At 38.1% G+C, this 18,748-nt stretch carries 17 protein-coding genes; 8 read left to right on the top strand and 9 right to left on the bottom strand.

Annotated elements, in window-relative coordinates:
• Positions 1-80: 80 nt before the first annotated feature.
• The 4 genes from ttcA to QL229_RS09890 all read right to left on the bottom strand — a co-directional run bounded on the left by ttcA (position 81) and on the right by QL229_RS09890 (position 6,891).
• A complete protein-coding gene (gene ttcA / locus QL229_RS09905; protein ID WP_054561325.1) occupies positions 81-974 on the bottom strand; it encodes a tRNA 2-thiocytidine(32) synthetase TtcA in 894 nt (297 codons plus the stop codon).
• A 191-nt stretch (positions 975-1,165) separates the two neighbouring features.
• Positions 1,166-3,469 carry an ATP-binding protein gene (locus QL229_RS09900; protein WP_138558555.1) on the bottom strand — a complete coding sequence of 768 codons (2,304 nt, stop codon included), beginning with the start codon at positions 3,467-3,469 and terminating at the stop codon, positions 1,166-1,168.
• 9 nt (positions 3,470-3,478) lie between these two features.
• The gene (locus QL229_RS09895) at positions 3,479-4,627 is read right to left on the bottom strand and encodes an extracellular solute-binding protein (RefSeq protein ID WP_240704542.1); all 1,149 of its coding nucleotides are present in this window, start codon (positions 4,625-4,627) and stop codon (positions 3,479-3,481) included.
• A 245-nt stretch (positions 4,628-4,872) separates the two neighbouring features.
• Entirely contained in the window at positions 4,873-6,891 is a 2,019-nt protein-coding gene (locus tag QL229_RS09890; RefSeq protein ID WP_138558556.1) for a GAF domain-containing hybrid sensor histidine kinase/response regulator, read from the bottom strand.
• 224 nt (positions 6,892-7,115) lie between these two features.
• On the opposite strand from QL229_RS09890, the gene QL229_RS09885 reads away from it, so the two are divergent.
• From QL229_RS09885 to QL229_RS09875, 3 genes are all read left to right on the top strand, one after another.
• Entirely contained in the window at positions 7,116-8,402 is a 1,287-nt protein-coding gene (locus QL229_RS09885; protein ID WP_135924285.1) for a diguanylate cyclase, read from the top strand.
• A gap of 99 nt (positions 8,403-8,501) precedes the next feature.
• Positions 8,502-9,395 (top strand): TIGR01777 family oxidoreductase, encoded by an 894-nt coding sequence (locus QL229_RS09880; RefSeq protein ID WP_135924284.1) that lies wholly within the window; start codon positions 8,502-8,504, stop codon positions 9,393-9,395.
• 76 nt (positions 9,396-9,471) lie between these two features.
• Positions 9,472-10,614, top strand: coding sequence for a GGDEF domain-containing protein (locus tag QL229_RS09875; RefSeq protein ID WP_138558557.1), 1,143 nt, complete (start codon positions 9,472-9,474; stop codon positions 10,612-10,614).
• A 7-nt stretch (positions 10,615-10,621) separates the two neighbouring features.
• Here QL229_RS09875 and QL229_RS09870 read toward each other — a convergent pair whose 3' ends face one another.
• On the bottom strand, positions 10,622-11,572 hold the full coding sequence (locus QL229_RS09870) for a LysR family transcriptional regulator (RefSeq protein WP_135924282.1): 951 nt from the start codon (positions 11,570-11,572) through the stop codon (positions 10,622-10,624).
• Positions 11,573-11,680: 108 nt separating this feature from the next.
• Here QL229_RS09870 and QL229_RS09865 point away from each other — a divergent pair, with 108 nt between their 5' ends.
• Together QL229_RS09865 and QL229_RS09860 are read left to right on the top strand one after the other, a co-directional pair.
• Positions 11,681-12,619, top strand: a complete 939-nt coding sequence (locus QL229_RS09865) for a sodium-dependent bicarbonate transport family permease (protein WP_135924281.1) — start codon at positions 11,681-11,683, stop codon at positions 12,617-12,619.
• A gap of 76 nt (positions 12,620-12,695) precedes the next feature.
• The gene (locus QL229_RS09860; RefSeq protein WP_138558558.1) at positions 12,696-13,115 is read left to right on the top strand and encodes a hypothetical protein; all 420 of its coding nucleotides are present in this window, start codon (positions 12,696-12,698) and stop codon (positions 13,113-13,115) included.
• An 8-nt stretch (positions 13,116-13,123) separates the two neighbouring features.
• Here QL229_RS09860 and QL229_RS09855 read toward each other — a convergent pair whose 3' ends face one another.
• The 3 genes from QL229_RS09855 to QL229_RS09845 form a co-directional block, all read right to left on the bottom strand.
• Positions 13,124-13,504, bottom strand: coding sequence for a hypothetical protein (locus tag QL229_RS09855; protein ID WP_135924279.1), 381 nt, complete (start codon positions 13,502-13,504; stop codon positions 13,124-13,126).
• 113 nt (positions 13,505-13,617) lie between these two features.
• Entirely contained in the window at positions 13,618-14,205 is a 588-nt protein-coding gene (locus QL229_RS09850) for a hypothetical protein (protein ID WP_135924278.1), read from the bottom strand.
• A gap of 73 nt (positions 14,206-14,278) precedes the next feature.
• The gene (locus tag QL229_RS09845; RefSeq protein ID WP_135924277.1) at positions 14,279-14,464 is read right to left on the bottom strand and encodes a hypothetical protein; all 186 of its coding nucleotides are present in this window, start codon (positions 14,462-14,464) and stop codon (positions 14,279-14,281) included.
• Between the two features lie 264 nt (positions 14,465-14,728).
• On the opposite strand from QL229_RS09845, the gene sbcB reads away from it, so the two are divergent.
• Entirely contained in the window at positions 14,729-16,174 is a 1,446-nt protein-coding gene (gene sbcB, locus QL229_RS09840; RefSeq protein WP_138558559.1) for an exodeoxyribonuclease I, read from the top strand.
• 39 nt (positions 16,175-16,213) lie between these two features.
• Here the strand turns inward: sbcB and QL229_RS09835 are convergent, their stop codons facing one another.
• Positions 16,214-17,095, bottom strand: coding sequence for an NAD(P)-dependent oxidoreductase (locus QL229_RS09835; RefSeq protein WP_138558560.1), 882 nt, complete (start codon positions 17,093-17,095; stop codon positions 16,214-16,216).
• Between the two features lie 114 nt (positions 17,096-17,209).
• On the opposite strand from QL229_RS09835, the gene QL229_RS09830 reads away from it, so the two are divergent.
• The gene (locus QL229_RS09830) at positions 17,210-17,725 is read left to right on the top strand and encodes a glutathione peroxidase (protein ID WP_138558561.1); all 516 of its coding nucleotides are present in this window, start codon (positions 17,210-17,212) and stop codon (positions 17,723-17,725) included.
• Positions 17,691-18,674: a 2-hydroxyacid dehydrogenase gene (locus tag QL229_RS09825; RefSeq protein ID WP_135926271.1), complete on the top strand. Its 984-nt coding sequence runs from the start codon at positions 17,691-17,693 to the stop codon at positions 18,672-18,674. Before QL229_RS09830 ends, QL229_RS09825 begins: the two co-directional genes overlap by 35 nt.
• Positions 18,675-18,748: the final 74 nt, after the last annotated feature.

Here is an 18,748-nt window from a genome sequence, read left to right as displayed (position 1 = left end):
AAAGCCGAATATATGGCAGCAATGAACTTTGAAATTCTATCAATTACTGTCTTGCAATCGGAGATAGTCCATATATGGTATTATATGTTTGTTACATCAATAAATAATGATTCATCAATGTTTGTCGAAGAGACTACCGCCTCGCTAAAGTCATAGCTTTCACGATTGCCTTCTCTATCAAGTGGTAAGTTTTCAAAATCAAATAAGTTTCTGTCTGCAAGCTGACTTGGGCTAACATTCTGTAAAGACTTAAAGATACTCTCAACACGACCCGGAGTTTTCTTATCCCACTCTGTCAGCATGGCTTTAATTGATTGACGCTGAAGGTTTTCTTGTGAGCCACACAAGTTACAAGGAATAATCGGGAAATCTTTATGCTCTGCGTATTTAATTAAATCTTTCTCACGGCAATATGACAACGGACGAATGACTACGTTACGTTCATCATCAGAGCGTAATTTTGGTGGCATTGCTTTTAATCGTGAACCATGGAACATATTTAAGAACATTGTCTCAACAATGTCATCCATGTGATGACCAAGTGCTAGTTTTGTCGCGCCAATTTTTTCTGCGAATGAATAAAGTGTGCCGCGACGAAGTCGTGAACACAGACCACACGTCGTCTTACCTTCTGGTACTTTTTCCTTTACTACTGAGTAGGTATCTTTATCAACGATGTAATACGGGATATTTAGCGTTTCAAAGTAATCAGGCAAAATGTGTTCAGGAAAGCCTGGCTGCTTCTGATCAAGGTTTACCGCAATCACTTCAAATTTAATTGGCGCTGCTTTTTGTAAATTAAGCAAAATATCTAGCATCGCAAAAGAATCTTTACCACCACTGATACACGCCATAACAACATCGCCGTCTTCAATCATGTTGTAATCAGTAATCGCGTTACCAACATGCCTTCTTAGACGCTTTTGAAGTTTATTAAATTCAAGAGTTTCTTTTCTAGTATCAGTTTGATTCATTTGCTCTGCTCATACAGGCTTTGCTAAGCCATGTTTCATAGTAAAAAGTTCGGCGTGGATTATACGGACTTTTTATACGAGTTGAAATGATTAGCTTGGGATTATTGTTGTTGTACTCTGCAACTTAATTTATATAAAAGCACAAACAAATCGAAAACAATACATTCGTATTTTACTGTATACACATAGGCTCACTTTGAGCAGGTATAATGCTCCTCTTGGCTGTCATCTGCTGGTGTGCACCACTTTAACAATACCTCTTTTAGAGATTCATACTTTATTGGTTTAGCAATGAAATCATTCATCCCAGCATCGAAACAGCGCTGCTTATCTGCACTTAATACATTAGCTGTCAATGCAATGATAGGTGTTGATTTAAAGGCTTCTTTCTCGCGTATTTTTATTGTTGCCTGAGGGCCATCTAAAACAGGCATTTGCATGTCCATGAAAATAATATCAAATAACTGTTTCTCACATTGTAATATGGCTTGTTCACCATCATTTGCTATTTTTATTGAGCTAATATTAAATTCATTTAGCATCGCTTCGATAACGACTTGATTGATTTCATTGTCTTCAACAATCAGAACATTTAGTCTTGAGAAATCAAAAGACTCATCTGGAAATTTCATCAGCGTTACCTCTTTTATATCAGCATGCTTAAAGCTCTGTTTTGCTACCATCTGAAAATAAAAACGTGAACCAGCACCAGCTTCACTTTCAACATGTAAAGTTGTGCCCATCAAATTGAGTAACTTACTCGAAATAGCCAAACCTAACCCTGTACCACCAAAGCGACGTGTAATTGAGGCATCAGCTTGTGAAAAGGCTTCAAATAAATTACTCATGTGCTCTTTGACTATACCAATCCCAGTATCTATTACGTTAAACGTTAAGCTAAATTCATCATTACGTTGAGCAATTTCAACACTCAACGTCACATTACCCCGCTCTGTAAATTTAATTGCGTTACCAAGTAAATTAATTAGTACTTGTTTCAAACGCGTTTCATCTCCTAAGAAGATGGCCTCTTTGCCATCAGGGCTTGTTTCAATATTAAATTGAATATTCTTGCTATGTGCTTGTTCTAAAAATAAATGCTGGAGTTCATCTAACATACTGCTTAACTTAATTGGTTGAGATTCTAGCTCAATTTTAGAAGCCTCTATTTTACTTAAATCCAAAATATCATTAATAATCACTAATAAACTCGAACCAGAAGACTGAATAATAGCAAGCATCTTTGCCTGTTCTGTAGTGAGTGTTGTTCTACTCAATTGTCGAGCCATTCCTAAAATACCATTCATAGGAGTTCTTATTTCATGACTCATATTGGCGAGAAACTCTGATTTTACTTTTGTCGTGTGCTCTGCAACTTTTTTTGCTTCAGAAAGATCACGACTTAAAATACGAAAGCTATCTGCTGCGCTTGCAAGAACTCCAATTTCATCTTTACGATTTAAATCATGGATTGGTGCCGATAAATCCCCTTCTAAAAAGCGTTGAAAACTGACAGTGAGCCTCTTGATGGCTTGAGATATTTGTAGATGAAAAAAAGCGGCAAGCGCTAACACATAAATAAACACGACAGCCGCCAGTGCTTTTAATATTTTTTCGGTTTTAGAAACTGTGATTTCCGCGTCTTTTTTGATCTGATTTAAATGGGCTAAAGAATTCTCTCTTAACTTATTTGCTAGTGTACTAAACTCGATTGCATCCCCCGCCATTACAACATTTACCAAACTAAAGTAGTTGCGATTGGCCTGAATAGCTTTTGAAAAAGCGTTCTGATAAGTGCTCGCTAATGTCGCTGTTCTTAAAATTTCACTCTGAACATCGTCTTGTTGTGTCATAGCTAGATCATTATTAAGCCCAGATAACACTTGCAAAGCATTATTAACGGCAGTTCGTTTTGTATAGTCTTTTTTAGTTAAAAATTGATAGGCATCACGATGTAGCACATGCCACATATTGAGGCTTTCCGCGATGATCAACATTTGTTCATTAGAAACAGCTAGCTTCTTTAGGTTTTCAAGATGAGTAACGGCCTCAAAATAAATGCTCGGAAGTTCAACTTCGATGAGCTCTGATCTAATTTCATATCGCTTCGTGAGGACAGCTAAATTATCACTATATCTGTCGATTAACTCAGACATAGAGTCTAAATATACTTGGCTATCACTCTCATCTGATTTCAAGTTAACTTCATTTAAACGGCTTTTTACACTGTCGAAATTCTCTATGATTTTACTAAAAACAGCTTCACTTCCAGACGAGCCATAGACAGAAATATCTCTTTGCATTTCAACAATATCTTTGTTTATGCTTAAGATGCTGACTGCATAATTGCTTATACGGCTAATATCATTGAAAGACACTTCAATTGTTTTGAGGCGCTTGTTCATCACAACAAAGCTTATTCCCATGACTAATATCACCAGCATTAATGCAAGTAATACTTTAGCTGCCAGTGACTTAGAAATGATATTAATCAATTTAATTCCCTATGAGTTTAATAGCTCATACCACTTATCTAAGCTGTAATCATAATTAGGCATTACTGTATTCCAAACGGCAATATTCGAAAAACGCTTTATATAACTGCCACCATCTCGCATCTGGCCCGCTTTAACCGACACTTTTCCATCTGTACCTTGCAGGTCTATTGATGCAGCTTTTCCTTCATACCAATAATCCCATTCCGGCTTTGACATAAGCGGCTGACTGCGATCGGGGTTAGAAATATAATAACCTTGGCGCGCAATAAATGCTCCTGGATAGCCAGATAACCACCAATTCATATACTCATATGCCGCATCTTTTACATGTCCTTGTGTATTAGAAGATAAGCACATAACCCCATGCCATGCACGGTACCCTTCTTTGGGAGAAGCATAAACAACGGGTATCCCCTGTCCTTTACATGCACTTACACCTGGAGAAAACATACTTTGAATATTGACCCGTTTCATTTTCATGAAATCTACAGACTGCGGAACAGACGTCCAAAAGCCAGCGAAATGACCTTGCCTTTTTTTCTCGAGTAGAATTGCAAATAGCTGATCTATTTCAGAAATACTCATATTGCCAATATCGTTGAAACGCATCAGTCCTTTGCCTTGAGCTGCTAAAGCTGCATCAAAGATTCCAATAGTGGGAGCATTCACTAAAGCCACTTTACCTTTGTTTTTTTCATCAAGTAACCAAGCCCATGACTCTGTTTCATAAGGAATTCCTTGTTCTATAAAATTAGTGTTGTAGCCAAATGAATCAACATTATGGACATAAGGCATAAAACTAATTTGCTTTGTAGGTGTAGTTCCCAAGGAGCCATCGGCTTGAACATAAAGTAACTTGTTAGGTGAATCTCCGGCTCCTATGCTTGCTTCAGGTGTAATCTTGCCTGTTTTAGTCAAAGGGTTAATTTCTTGCCAATAGTTTAACCTATCAATATCTAATGGCTGTATTGCACCCGCTTGCCAGAGTATGTTGATTGAATCAGACCATTGCTCATAGAGATCGAATGAATTTGGGTTTGCAGCTGCTTTTTGTAGTACAGCAGCACTGCCCATTGGGGTAAACTCAACATTAATGCCTAACTCACGCATTGCGCGTTGTCTGAGCTCTTCTTGTAATGTGACATGCGTCCCCATAACGCGCAAAGTGATTTGCTTTTTAGCAAAAACATAGGGGGCTTTAAACGCCAACGTTGATACCGCAGCACCTACGCTAAGAGTTTTCAAAAAGCGCCGACGATTTTGAGCATGATTCATTACATTACCCCAAATTTTTATATACATTAAGTATAGGTTAAATTTGAAGATAGCCTAAACTTAGGCAATCGCAATGTATTGTTAGGGTTAGGGATATAAGTATAAAATTGCTTTAAACCTTATGTTTAAAGCGCTAAATGTCCTTTTGCTGCAATAATGGATTGTTCAATTGCCGTATTTTTAACAGGCTTTGATACAAACAAATCCATCCCCGCTTTTTTACAGGCGGCTTTATCATCTGCAGAAGTATTCGCAGTTAATGCAATTATAAACGTTTTATTTTCAGGACAAATACCATTAGCTCTCAGATAACGTGTTGCTTCTAAACCGTCAAGTTCAGGCATTACGCAATCCATAAATATCAAATTGTAGTTGTTTTGTTTGCATTTATTGATCGCATCGACGCCATCACATGCAAAGTCTGCAGTTAAGCCTAATTTTTCTAAATGGGCTTTCAAGACTAACCGGTTAATCTGATTATCATCAACGACCAAAATAGCGAGAGGAAGAGTTGTAAAATCAATATTACTTACATCTTGTTGTTGATGGCTTTGAGGTTGACCTTTTTCTAGAGGAAGTTTAATTTCAAAACAACTGCCTTTTCTATGTTCGCTGTTCACCTCAACTGTGCCGCCCATATAATCAATTAGCTCTTTAACTATTGCTAGGCCAAGCCCTGTACCGCCTTTTTTTCTATCTTTACTTATCTCTTGTGTAAAGGGTGAAAATAGCGATTTCATAAAGTTCTCAGTCATGCCAATCCCTGAGTCAGTGACCTTAAAAGACAGAAACACTTTATCATTGAGCTCTTTAGAACTGGCAGTTAACGTTACCTCACCTTGCTCAGTAAACTTAAGTGCATTACTCAACAAGTTCGAGACTATTTGTGTAATACGAGTATTGTCACTGAAGGTCCAACACTCATCACTGATATCAATCGTCGCATCAAAGCTAAGGTTACTTTGTTGATACAAAGGAGAATACAAAGAAACAATATCAACAAAAATGGTTTTCAATAAGAAGTGACTAGGTTCAAGCTTAAGTTCGCCGTGATTAATTTTTGAAAAATCCAACACTTCATTAATAATATTCAGCAAAATATCTGCACTACGCAACGCTATTTTGAGTTTCTCTTCACGCTTTTGCTCTGATTTTTCATACAACAAAGTCGTTAACATGCCTGTAATACCATTGAGCGGAGTACGAAGTTCATGGCTTATTTTGGCAAGCAAAATGCTTCTATCTTCAAGTGTACGTTCTGCATCAGCTTTTTGTTTTTTAAGCTCTTCACGTAGCAGTACCGACTTAGTAACATCTTGAAAAGTACCAATTATCCGAACACAAGCCCCCTCTTCAAATTCAGCTTTTCCGACTGTTGATACCCATATAGGGTTGCCTTTAGCTGTTATCAATTCAATTTCAATATTCCAATCTTTACCTTGCTCAATAGCTTCTTTGACAACTTTTTCAATGGCTTGGCGGCTTTCGCCTTGTTTGTAAAATTGAATAGCATTCTCGAGATCGGGCTTGAAATCTTCAGGGACTTCATGAATAACTTTAGTTTGCTTACTCCAGTAAAGATGATTGGTGATTAAATCTAGCTCCCAAGAGCCAATTTTTGCCACCTCTTCAACTTGTGCAAGCATAGAGTTCTTTTTAATTAATTTTTCTGATGATAGATTACGAGCAAACTCATTGCCCAACCATTGAGCAAAAAGTTCAACATAATCATGCGCCTCTTCTGTGAATGGTGCTGTAGATTGTGCCGCTGAAAAGTTAACCGTACCAAACACCCTTTTACCAATGTGGATAGGCGCACCAATATAAGATTCTAATTGGAAGTTCTTGTAACAAGGGTGTTCAGCTATGTAGCTCTGTGACGCATGGTTAAATGATAATGCTTTGTCTGCAGCTAATGTGTGTGAACAATAGGTTCCTGCTACATCAAACTGAGACCCAACAGGGATCGCATCGTTTGGAGAAACCACGTGAATAACTGTATATACTTGTTCTTCAACACGACTCACAATTGCAAAATCAAGATTGAATATCGCTAAGCCAAAATGCAGCAATTGCGCCACTTTATCATCAAAATTAGTTTGCTGATTCGATACAATATCGTGAAATTGGCGCAGAAAGTTCACAGTCACTCCTTGTCATTTTTAAGCTGCGATTTTTAAGTTTTTAGCATACCAGTAAAATAGCTATTACACACTTTAAAACTTAGAATATAGAACTAAGATAATAACATTTAGCAACCCAAAAACATTATTAGTAGCCTTTGTTTTTATTATAAATTGGTAAAAGTCCGCATCTTAAACAATACTTTATACTTAAAAAATATAACTTTCTTGTCGTTGGTTTTTCTATGTCGCTTAGAACCCAGTTTTTAGCTTTACTAATACTATTGCTTTTATTGGTTACCACTAACACTGTTTTAGTTATGCTTTTAGATAAAGAAGGCAGGCAAAAGCACGAGGCAGTTGATCATACACACGAAATAATTGACGAATCAGAAAAACTTTACACCCAAATAGTTCATGCCGAAACAGGCCAGCGTGGTTATCTTCTTACACAAAATACATCTTATTTAACGCCCTACTACGACGGTATAAAAAAAGCAAAAACACACTTTTTAACCCTGACTAAAATTACAATACATCAGCGAGAGCAGCAAGAAAAACTATCTCAACTTGATGTTTTAATAAATAAAAAATTTGACGAGTTAGATTTAACTATTAATTTAGTGATGCAAAACAGTCCCTCTGCAATCCAAGCAGCAATGGAGGTTGTACAAAGCAACGAAGGGAAAGAATACATGGAGCAAATTCGCAAATTAATTTCTGAATTTCAAAATATACAACGTGAAAAGTTAGATATAGAGATGTCAGATTTTCAACAACACAGTTTGTTGTTAACGTATCTAATTTCAATTCAAATTCCACTGCTTATTTTATTATGCGTTTTTTCAGCAGTTTTTATTAATAAAAAACTCTTCATTCCGTTAAAGCAATTACTGCATATTACTGAACAATTAGAAAAAGGAGATAAACCTAACGTAAGTATTGTTTACAGGCATGATGAAATAGGTCACCTCCTTAAACGATTTCAACGTATGAGCAATATCATCCATAAGCGAACTAAAAGATTAAATTTTCAAGCAAAACACGACCATTTAACAGGTGCTCTAAACCGCTCAGACCTAGAACCCCATTTACGCCAGGCCATTAATACTTGTTCAGTAGACAACAAACTGGCACTAATTTTTATTGATATAAATAAATTCAAACAATTAAACGATAATTATGGTCATAGTATTGGTGACAAGGTGTTAATTGAAACAGCAAAACGTATCAGCTCTACTTTTCGAGCCGATGACGCCATCTACCGTTATGGTGGAGATGAATTTATCATCATCGTAGAAAACATCTCAAAGATTGAATATATAGAACCTATGCTTAATCATTTATTAAAGAGTTTTGAAGTCTGTTTTGAAATAGAACAACATACTTTTGACATCGATTTAAGTATTGGTGTTGCTCTCGCTCCTGATCATAGTGACGATTGGAAAACGTTAATCAACCTAGCAGATAAAGCAATGTATAACGCAAAATTAAGCCACAACGCCTCATATTGTATTCATGGTCAAGCTTGAATGAAAAACTAATCGATTCAGCTACTTTTTACGTATAGTTTGCAAATATCATCATCACTATGTATAAAAAATAGACCAACTGTCTTCTAAGGTGTCACAATGCATATATTATTAACGGGTGGAACAGGTCTTATAGGCAAGCATTTGTGCCCATTTCTTTTGAACCATCATAAAGTGACGGTTCTTACTCGTAACCCTATCCAAGCAGCCGTCTTGCTTACTCACCAAGTTGTGGCTGTTAAGTCATTAGACGAGGTCGATTTTGAACAGGTAGACGCAATCATTAATCTAGCAGGTGAGCCTATTGTTAATAAGCGCTGGAGTGATTCACAAAAACGAGAATTATTAGACAGTCGTATTAAGCTGACCCAACAAATCACAAAAAAAATCAACCGCTGCAATTCACCACCGCACACTTTTATTTCTGGCAGTGCGATTGGCTTTTATGGTCGACAAGGCGATTGCAAAATAGATGAAAGCTTTAATGACATATACCCCGAGTTTAGCCACGTACTATGCCGAGATTGGGAGCACGCAGCAACCAAAGCTGAATCGGAAAAAACGCGAGTGTGTCTACTCAGAACTGGTGTGGTGTTATCAAAACATGGCGGTGCGCTCGATAAAATGTTACCCGCATTCAAATTTGGTCTTGGCGGCCCTATAGGTCATGGTAAGCAAGGCATGTCTTGGATACATATAGATGATATGATCCAGCTCATTTTATTTGTACTGTCTCATCAAGACATCTGTGGCCCTATCAATGCAACAGCGCCTAACCCTGTTGATAATAATGAGTTTAGTCAAACGTTGGGTTCCGTTATTTCAAGACCAGCAATGCTAAGAATGCCTGCTTGGGTTTTAAAGCTAATGATGGGCGAAATGTCTGATTTATTACTTCATGGACAATTCGTGATCCCTGATAAACTTTTAAAACATAATTATCGTTTTCATTATCCAGAACTTAAACCAGCATTAGAGAGTTTAAGGCTTTAAGTAAAAATCATTAGTTGATTTAATCAGCGTGGTACATAATAATTAATTATGTCGTAAAGTGGAATTAGGGATATTCATGGTGGACTTACCCACCATAATCAGCATTTCGGTATTACTGAATGTGGTTATTGGTGCCTTCTTATTGTCTCTGTATTTTTTGAGACAGCAACAAAGCTATTTGTATTGGGGAAGTTCGTGCCTGATTTTTGTATTAGCCCAAATTACAGCCACCTCACGTGTGTTTATTGACCTTCCAATTTTGACACACTTTATAGCCAATTTACTTATAATAGCCGCTCCACTAGCTGCAGTCTTAGGTATTCATGCCTATAACAATAGAGAAAAATACTACTTAAAACGTTGCTTATATCTTCTACTAGCTACTGCAATGCTATTATTTCCCATGTTTCAACTTGGTTTTGATCAATTCGTCACGACTGCAATTCTTGCCTTTAGTTTTCTCTACGCAGCGAATGCTTTACGTAGACTAAATGTTGAGCGAATTATCCACTTGGTGCTCTTGCAGCTATGCTTTTTCATTCACAGCGCCATCATGTTTGTTCAATTTGGTCTTTTAGTGATGGAGCACTTTAACTACATAAAGGCAGACATATCACAAGTGTTTGCCATTATTCTAATTAGCCATATCATCATCACTACACTTACAGCAATGATCTGGCCATTACTCATGTTTTTAGAATCAGAACAAGTACTCAGTGATCTTGCTAATCGAGATTCATTAACTGGATTACTCAATAGACGAGCTTTTATAACTATTAGCAATAACTATTTGGAACAAGCAAATAATAGCCTCAGTGAATTATGCGCAGTCATGATTGATATAGATTTTTTCAAAAGAGTAAACGACAAGTATGGCCACGAAACTGGGGATGAGGCATTAAAGTGGGTCGCAAATAAAATAAAATCACAACTTAGAGAACACGACTTAGTAGCTCGAATTGGTGGAGAAGAATTTGCAGTTATACTTCCAAACACTAACCAATTACAGGGTGAAAACTTATCAGAACGAATTCGCTTAGCCATCAATAACGACTATTTTACTTTCAATGATCAACGCATAAAATTAACCATTAGCGTGGGCATAATCACCCATCAGTCAGGAAGCAATAATATAAACGAGTTACTTGCCCAAGCAGATAAAGGACTTTACAAAGCAAAAGTAAACGGTAGAAATCAAGTCGTTACTATGGCTTTTTAAAAATACTTTACGCTAAGCTTGTATTCAATGTACTTAATTCATTATTGACCCAGTTTTTGTCTAAACATTGCTCAAGGTTAAGCTCTGCGAACTTTAAGAAGCTACGAGCAGCATGAGAAAGATGACGATCAGTTCGCACCACGAAGTACCAGTGACTAGCAAGCTGAACATCAACTACATCAAGGATGCAAAAAGAGCTATCGTTTGTTGGCAATACATGGCGTGATACCACACCAAGCCCCATGCCAGAGCCTACAGCGACTCTAATCGCTTCGTTACTAGCCATTTGCACTGTATTACTCAATACTAAGCCACGACTTTGCAGCTCACTCTCAAATAGCATTCTAGTTGCAGAACCTGGTTCACGTAATAAAAAACGCTCCTTCATTAACTCTTTTAAAGTCACTTGCTGTTGCTGAGCAAGTGGATGATGCATAGGAGCAATAAAGACAAGTGGATTTTGCAAAAACCGCCCAGCCTTTGCATGTTCTAGTGACGGCGGGTGACTAAATACATAAATGTCATCTTCTCCCCTTTCAAATCGAGCAAGTACTTCTGCCCTATTACCAATTTCCAGCGGTAATTCTACGTGAGGATGTAAATTACTGTATGGGCCCAGTAACTTAGGTAAAATATATTGTGCAGTGTTTACAATGGCTATTTTGCAACGCCCTCGCTCTCCTCCTCTAAGCTCAACTAAATAATCTTGATAATCATCGAATTGTCCAAATACTTGTAGGCACGTTTGATAAAGAGCGAAACCCGCTTCAGTAATATGAATTTTTTGCTGATTAACAATAATTAAAGGTTCACTAATACTTTCTTGTAAGCGCTTAATTTGTTGAGAAACCGTCGGCTGTGTTAAATGTAACTGCCTTGCTGTTTCACTGATCGAACGAGTTTTAACAACTTGCATAAACACTTCTAATAGCCGAAAAGAAATATGTCTTAAATCCATAATCACCACCCATAGATAAAAACCTATAAGATACTAGCATTTATTTAATTATTTACTATGCTTCTTTTTGATTAAAATGACGACATTTTAAATTCAAAGGAGAATAAAGTGCCTGATATTGTTGTAATGTTTTTTATTTTGGGTCTAGCTGCAGGGTTATTGCGCTCAGATCTTAAAATTCCACAAGCAACTTACGAAACGCTGAGCCTACTGCTCATGCTAACAATTGGTTTAAAAGGTGGCATGGTACTGCACGGCAGCTTGCATTGGAAATTACTGCCTGAAATGGGCGCGGTGATGCTTCTCGGTGCAGGTATTCCTCTTCTTGTTTATCCTATATTAAATAAATTGCTTGGTTTATCAGTAGCAAATAGTTCAAGTATAGCAGCACACTATGGTTCAGTAAGTGCCGGTACATTTGCTGTTGCTTTGGCTTATGCTGAGTCAAATGCTTTAGATGTTGGCGCTGAAGTAACACTGTATCTAGTCATGTTAGAACTGCCAGCAATTATTGTCGGTCTGCTGCTATTTCGCAGCCTTGGTAATGGCTCAAGTAAACATTTATCACTTAAAGCACTGTGGCATGAAACATTAACAAACAAAAGCGTCATATTGTTAGTCGGTGGCGTAATAATCGGCATGATGTATGGCACTCAACAAGGTAGTCAAGTAACCAGTTTATTAACCAACAGTTTCAAAGTCGTACTGGCCTTGTTTTTACTTGAAATGGGCTTAATGGCAGCTCAAACACTACGCCCTATCCCATGGCATCACTGGCGCTTAGCACTTTTTGCTCTTATTACTCCTAGTATTCTTGGCGCGATTGGAGTCGGTGTCGGAACCCTTTTACAGCTGGAACTTGGTTCAGTTGTTATTTTGGCAAGCTTAGTAGCAAGTGCATCATATATTGCCGCACCAGCAGCCATCAAAGCAGCCATCCCAGAGGCTGACATTGGGTTGGCTATGCTCTGCTCCTTGGGCATAACTTTCCCATTTAATGTATTAGTTGGTATTGGCTTGTATCACCATATGGCATTAAATATTTGATAAACGTGCACTTTATGAATGCGGTTTCAGAAAAAGTCGTTTACTATTGGTAGAAAATAATGTGCAAGGATATGCCATGTTCGATCAAGAGTTAAATTCTGAGCAGCAACATATAAGTGCAATTTTTCAACGCTTATGCGAAGTATATCAAGTAACCAATAACACTGAGCTTGAGCAAGCTTTAGCTCTCACTCAAGGCTATAGCAAAGAATGCATTCAAAGCGCTATTGTCCCATATGAAGTGATTGATAAAGCGAGTAAACACGCTCAGGTTAGTTTTGATTATCTACTAAGTGGTAAGAAAGATAATTTAATTAAACTAGAAGGCCCATTGTTGCAGGCAATTAATAATGGGCTTTTAAAAAGTATCAAAAAAATGTCAATAGCGGGGTTAATCAAGGGTGAAAACCAAACTCAAGATGAACTCAAACAGCTAGCTGATATTCAAGTTAAACAGATAAAAAATGAACTAAAACTACAAAGCCAGATAAAATAATCTGGCTTTTAATTTTTTCCTTTATAGAGCTTGTTGTAGATCTCAGAAATATTATTTTGTTCATCGTAATACTTCTGCAACTCACCTAAAGATAGCTCTTTTAATTGCTGGTTTTTAAGATCAGTTGCTTCTACCCACTGAAACTTTTGAAGGCTTGTACTGTTATCCATCAGGCTACATATTTCGTTTTTCAGAGCCTCCGCTCTATTAAACAGTTTTATGGCTTTGTTGATATCCGTTTCTTGCTCTGCCTGTAGCGTACACCACACCACCTCAACAGATTTGCTTCTGATTTGTTCTTCAAAAATATTTTTGCGTGCTATCAGCCACGTGCTTACAGCTAGCAAAACTGCTAATACAACAATGGCTATGTAAATTAGTTCAAGCATGACGATCCCTCGGTAAACTAAATGTTACTATACACCCAAACTTAGTGCGCAAAACATCAGGAAAAAGCATTAATATTAATAGTGTGGAACTGATATATTTCGAATAATCCGTGTTAAATTTTTGTATGAAATGGCCAGCTTGGGCTCAGTAAAAGCTTTAATTTTGTTTTAAGTAGTCCAGGAAATAACATTACGATAGCAAGGGTAAAACTGATATACAGTACGATAAAGCTGTAAATGTAATGTATGTAGGCATGTTCAGCTTGAATATCTAACACAACAAACTTAAACCAAAGAATAAAGTGAGCTAATGAGAGAACTACTGTTAGCTTAATTACACAGAAAAATAGCAGTCCAAAGTTAAAACTGAATTTTGTATGTAAGAGATAAAGAATATAAATACTGAGTAAGTTTATTAGGCAAGCTACAAGGTAAATATTTTGAGTATTTCCAATGCTTTGATTTTCAGCGATAAAAATTAATACATACTCCATCAATAAAGATGTTAGCGCATATTTTGTCACCACTGTCGCTATTGATAAAAAGTCACTAAATCTTTCTCTATTTCCAATAGCACGGAACAAAGATATAGCAAAAGCTAAAACATACATAACAGCAATAATCACCTGCATAGAAATCACTTGATGATTTTCAGTGGCAACCATTAACTCTTTATATAAATTTTGAATAGATTCAAACATCTCTTACCCTTACACTAAGTCATAAGGGTAAGATGTAATTAAGAAAAAAACCAGCCAAATTGGCGTTAGATTATTAATTTTCTTTCTTTTTCTCTCTTACAATCACAATTCCACCTGTACCATTAAGTTGTTGTTCTTCTTTTTTCTTTTCTCGAATAATAACAATTCCACCTGTTCCTTGTAATTTTGTCGTATCAAAGCTTGAAGCTGGAGTTGCGTCGAATGCTAAAGTAGATAGTAATAAAGCTGATAAAGTCATTTTTTTGTTCCTTCATTGTTAAAGATAGTTTTCGTTAGCAAATACCGAGCCACAGAATACAAAACAGCTCAAAAACTAACGACACCTCACTATATAAGCATAAAAATTAACCGCAAGGCCATTTTTTATACAGCTCGTGTTTATAAAAGTTACACTAAACAGCCACATTACGTTTTACTCTATAAACTAGCTAGGCTCTATGCCATAATTCTGACAATTCAGAAAATAACTCAAAACGGCTCGACGCTTAGCAAGGTTTAATGCATGGCATATCCAGAACAACAACAACCAACAATTTACTGGCACGACTACGAAACATTTGGCGCAAGCCCGCAAAAAGATCGTCCAAGTCAGTTTGCTGGCATTCGTACCGATCTCGATTTAAATATTATTGGTGAGCCGTTAATTGAGTATTGTAAGCCGGCGGCTGATTACTTACCCCACCCCGAAGCATGTTTAATAACAGGTATTACCCCGCAAATTGCGATGCAAAAAGGCTTAGTTGAAGCTGAGTTTATGGCAAAAATCCATGCTGAATTTAGCCAACCTAACACCTGTGTAGCGGGCTATAACAGTATTCGCTTTGATGATGAAGTCACACGTTACAGCTTATACCGTAACTTTTATGACCCATACGAGCGTGAATACAAAAACAATAATAGCCGCTGGGATATTATTGATTTAGTGCGAGCCTGTTATGCACTGCGCCCAGAAGGCATTGAGTGGCCGCTTAAAGAAGACGGTACACCAAGCTTTAAACTCGAGCACTTAACCGTTGCCAATGGCATTGAACACGCTGCTGCTCACGATGCTTTAAGTGATGTAACGGCAACCATAGCGTTGGCAAAACTAATAAAAGAAAAACAACCTAAGTTGTATCAGTTTTTCTTTAGCTTACGCTCTAAAAAAGCACTGGCAGATTTAGTTGATGTATTTAATATGACACCACTGGTGCACACTTCATCACGAATTCCGGCAAGCCAAGGCTGCACCAGCTGGATTGCACCAATGAGCTTTCATCCAGTCAATAAAAACGCCATTATTTGCTTTAATTTGACTGAAGATCCGCAAGTCTTATTAGATTTATCTATTGAAGAGCTACGCACCCGTCTTTACACAAAACACAGCGACCTTGGCGAAGACGAAGCACCGGTAGGCTTAAAACTCGTGCATTTAAACAAGTGCCCTATTCTTGCACCAGCAAAAACCTTGTTACCAGAGAACGCAGCCCGTTTAGGTATTGACCGCGAAAAGTGCCTACAAAATCTCGCTATTTTAAAAGCCAACACAGAACTTCGCGACAAAGTAACCGAAGTATTTAACGAACAGCGTGATTACGGCGAAACTACCAACCCTGACTATCAACTTTATGACGGTTTTACCAGCCATGCTGATAAAGCTAAATTTGCCATTATTCGAGATGCAAGCCCTGAGCAATTAGCCACAATGCAGCTTGATTTTGATGATAAAAAGTTTGCTACCTTGTTATTCAGATACCGCGCCCGAAACTGGCCACACACACTTAGCCAAGATGAGCTAGCAAAATGGCGCCAGTATTGCCAAAACAAGCTAATGCATGGCGAAGATAACCCTTCGATCAGTGGCCAAGATTTCATGATCACCCTTGAAAATCTGGCTCATGAAAATGATGATAACGAAAAAAATCTGCATATTTTAAAAGCGTTATACAATTATGCACAAAGCATGTAATAAAAAACGCGACAATAATTGTCGCGTTTTTTATTGATATTACTTTTTATGTAGCGCTTCAATACGCGCTAATAAACTTGAGGTGTCGTAGCGGCCACCACCTAAAGCTTGTACTTCGGCGTAATATTGATCAACTGTTGCCGTCATCGGCAAAGTTGCGCCGTTTGCCTTTGCCTCATCCAAAGCGATGCCTAAATCTTTACGCATCCAATCAACAGCAAAACCAAATTCGTATTCGCCAGCCCACATTGTTTTGTAGCGGTTTTCCATCTGCCATGAACCTGCAGCACCTTTCGAGATGGTTTCAATCACTTTTTCACCATCAAGGCCCGCTTGTTTTGCAAAGTGTAACCCCTCAGCTAAGCCCTGCACCACACCAGCAATACAAATTTGATTTACCATTTTACAAAGTTGACCAGAGCCTACTTCACCTAATAATTGGCTAAAACGGCTAAACGCAGCCATTACAGGTTGAACAACATTAAAATCAGCTTCGTCGCCACCTACCATCACAGTTAATACGCCATTTTCTGCACCTGCTTGGCCGCCAGAAACCGGCGCATCTAAAAATGCGATGCCTTGTAATTTTGCTTGAGCGCCAACTTCACGTGCCACCTCAGCAGAGGTCGTGGTGTGGTCAACTAAATAGCTGCCCTCATGCATGCTTGCTAGCACACCATTTTCACCATAAACAACTGAACGTAAATCATCATCATTGCCTACACACATGAAAACGATATCAGCCCCTTTTGCGGCTTCACTTGGCGTTTCAGCGTATTCACCTTGATATTCTGATACCCACTTTTGCGCTTTAGCCGTTGTGCGGTTGTAAACTGTCACACTGTGACCTGCGTTGGCAAGGTGACCCGCCATTGGGTAACCCATTACACCTAATCCGATGAAGGCGACTTTCATTGACATAAAACTGACCTATTTGAGTGATAAATTAGTAACAATTTCATTATCTCAACCGAATAACTAAAAAGCGAATGAAAAAAAGTTCATTTAAACCGTTTAAAAACACACAGGTAAAACATGGATAGTATATATCGTTTCAATGCCCAGCTTGCATCTGGTGAAAACTTCAGCCTTGAATCGCTACAAGGAAAAACAGCGCTTATTGTCAATATTGCCAGCAAATGTAATTTTTCAGTGCAAATGGCAAGCCTTGAAAAGCTTTATCAAGACTATAAACTGCAAGGATTTACCGTACTCGGTTTTGCCTGTAATCAATTTGGCCACAATGAACCTCTAGATGGCAATGAGCTACAAGCCTTTTATCAGCAACACTTTGATGTTAGCTTTCCTATTTTTAACAAGGTGTTAGTCAACGGCCCAGACGCCCATCCTTTATTTAATTATTTAAAATGTCATACCCGTGGAATAGCACAAAACCGCGCAATTAAATGGAATTTCACCAAATTTCTTATAAACTCAGAGGGTCAACTCGTTGCGCGATATGCCCCGCGCACCAAACCCGAAACCCTCAAAATGGTGATAGAGAGTAATTTAAATGATGAAACTGGCCTTATTCAGTGCGCAAAAGTATGAGCAACCGTTTTTTGAAAGGAACCTAACTGAATACGCTGAGTCTGTTTCGCTCAGTTATTTTGAGCAATCCTTAAACAGCAATACCACCCCCCTTTGCCAAGGCTTTGATGCTGTGTGCGTGTTTGTTAACGATACAGTCGACAAACACGTCATTGCTGATATGGCTGCCCTAGGCATAAAGGCAATCTTATTACGCTGTGCAGGCTTTAATAATGTTGATCTTGATGCTGCCAAAGAGCATAACATCAAGGTTTGCCGTGTGCCCGCTTATAGCCCAGAAGCCGTGGCAGAGCATTGTATTGCCCTTATGCTAACGCTCAACCGAAAAACCCATAAAGCCTTTAACCGCGTACGTGAAGGTAACTTTGATTTAAACGGCTTGCTAGGCTTTAACTTATTCAAAAAAACCATCGGGATTATAGGCTGTGGCAAAATCGGCCTAGCACTGGTAAATATCTTAAATGGCTTTGGGGCGAAAGTACTCGTTTGTGACCCAATGGCTGGTGAAGGCCCTTACACCCTGTGTGATTTAGACACATTACTCACACAAAGTGATGTCATCTCATTGCACTGCCCGCTCAACGAGCATACCCATCATTTAATTGATGCTAGCGCATTTAAGAAGATGAAAGACGGTGTCATGCTGATTAACACCTCTCGTGGTGCACTTCTCGATACTCAAGCCTGTATTCAAGCGCTTAAGTCTAAAAAGCTCGGACACTTAGGGCTTGATGTGTATGAGCAAGAGTCAGAGTTATTCTTTAAAGATCACCGTGAAGAAATCATGCAAGACGATATTTTTTCACGCCTTATTAGCTTTCCGAATGTGTTAGTCACAGGCCACCAAGGCTTCTTCACCCAAGAAGCACTTAGCGAAATAGCCTGCACTACATTGCAAAGCGCCAATGAAATAAGCCAAGGATTACCATTAACTAACGAAGTTACTTAAAGCAAGCGCACCTTAAATTAAAAAAGGCGTGAGGTTTAAACCCTACGCCTTTTACTTTTCCCTTGAAACTAGAG

It is taken from the genome of Pseudoalteromonas sp. PAR1 (genome assembly GCF_947311895.1).
Classification (GTDB): Bacteria; Pseudomonadota; Gammaproteobacteria; order Enterobacterales; family Alteromonadaceae; genus Pseudoalteromonas; species Pseudoalteromonas lipolytica_C.
This window is presented reverse-complemented; position numbering and strand designations above follow the sequence as displayed.

Bases quoted from the DNA above. Each gene is read 5' to 3' on its own strand.
- QL229_RS09835 (WP_138558560.1), bottom strand. From the start codon at position 17,095: ATGTCAATGAAAGTCGCCTTCATCGGATTAGGTGTAATGGGTTACCCA.
- QL229_RS09830 (WP_138558561.1), top strand. From the start codon at position 17,210: ATGGATAGTATATATCGTTTCAATGCCCAGCTTGCATCTGGTGAAAAC.
- QL229_RS09870 (WP_135924282.1), bottom strand. From the start codon at position 11,572: ATGGATTTAAGACATATTTCTTTTCGGCTATTAGAAGTGTTTATGCAA.
- QL229_RS09855 (WP_135924279.1), bottom strand. From the start codon at position 13,504: ATGCTTGAACTAATTTACATAGCCATTGTTGTATTAGCAGTTTTGCTA.
- QL229_RS09845 (WP_135924277.1), bottom strand. From the start codon at position 14,464: ATGACTTTATCAGCTTTATTACTATCTACTTTAGCATTCGACGCAACT.
- QL229_RS09850 (WP_135924278.1), bottom strand. From the start codon at position 14,205: ATGTTTGAATCTATTCAAAATTTATATAAAGAGTTAATGGTTGCCACT.
- ttcA (WP_054561325.1), bottom strand. From the start codon at position 974: ATGAATCAAACTGATACTAGAAAAGAAACTCTTGAATTTAATAAACTT.
- QL229_RS09860 (WP_138558558.1), top strand. From the start codon at position 12,696: ATGTTCGATCAAGAGTTAAATTCTGAGCAGCAACATATAAGTGCAATT.
- QL229_RS09875 (WP_138558557.1), top strand. From the start codon at position 9,472: ATGGTGGACTTACCCACCATAATCAGCATTTCGGTATTACTGAATGTG.
- QL229_RS09895 (WP_240704542.1), bottom strand. From the start codon at position 4,627: ATGGGGACGCATGTCACATTACAAGAAGAGCTCAGACAACGCGCAATG.
- sbcB (WP_138558559.1), top strand. From the start codon at position 14,729: ATGGCATATCCAGAACAACAACAACCAACAATTTACTGGCACGACTAC.
- QL229_RS09885 (WP_135924285.1), top strand. From the start codon at position 7,116: ATGTCGCTTAGAACCCAGTTTTTAGCTTTACTAATACTATTGCTTTTA.
- QL229_RS09825 (WP_135926271.1), top strand. From the start codon at position 17,691: ATGAAACTGGCCTTATTCAGTGCGCAAAAGTATGAGCAACCGTTTTTT.
- QL229_RS09880 (WP_135924284.1), top strand. From the start codon at position 8,502: ATGCATATATTATTAACGGGTGGAACAGGTCTTATAGGCAAGCATTTG.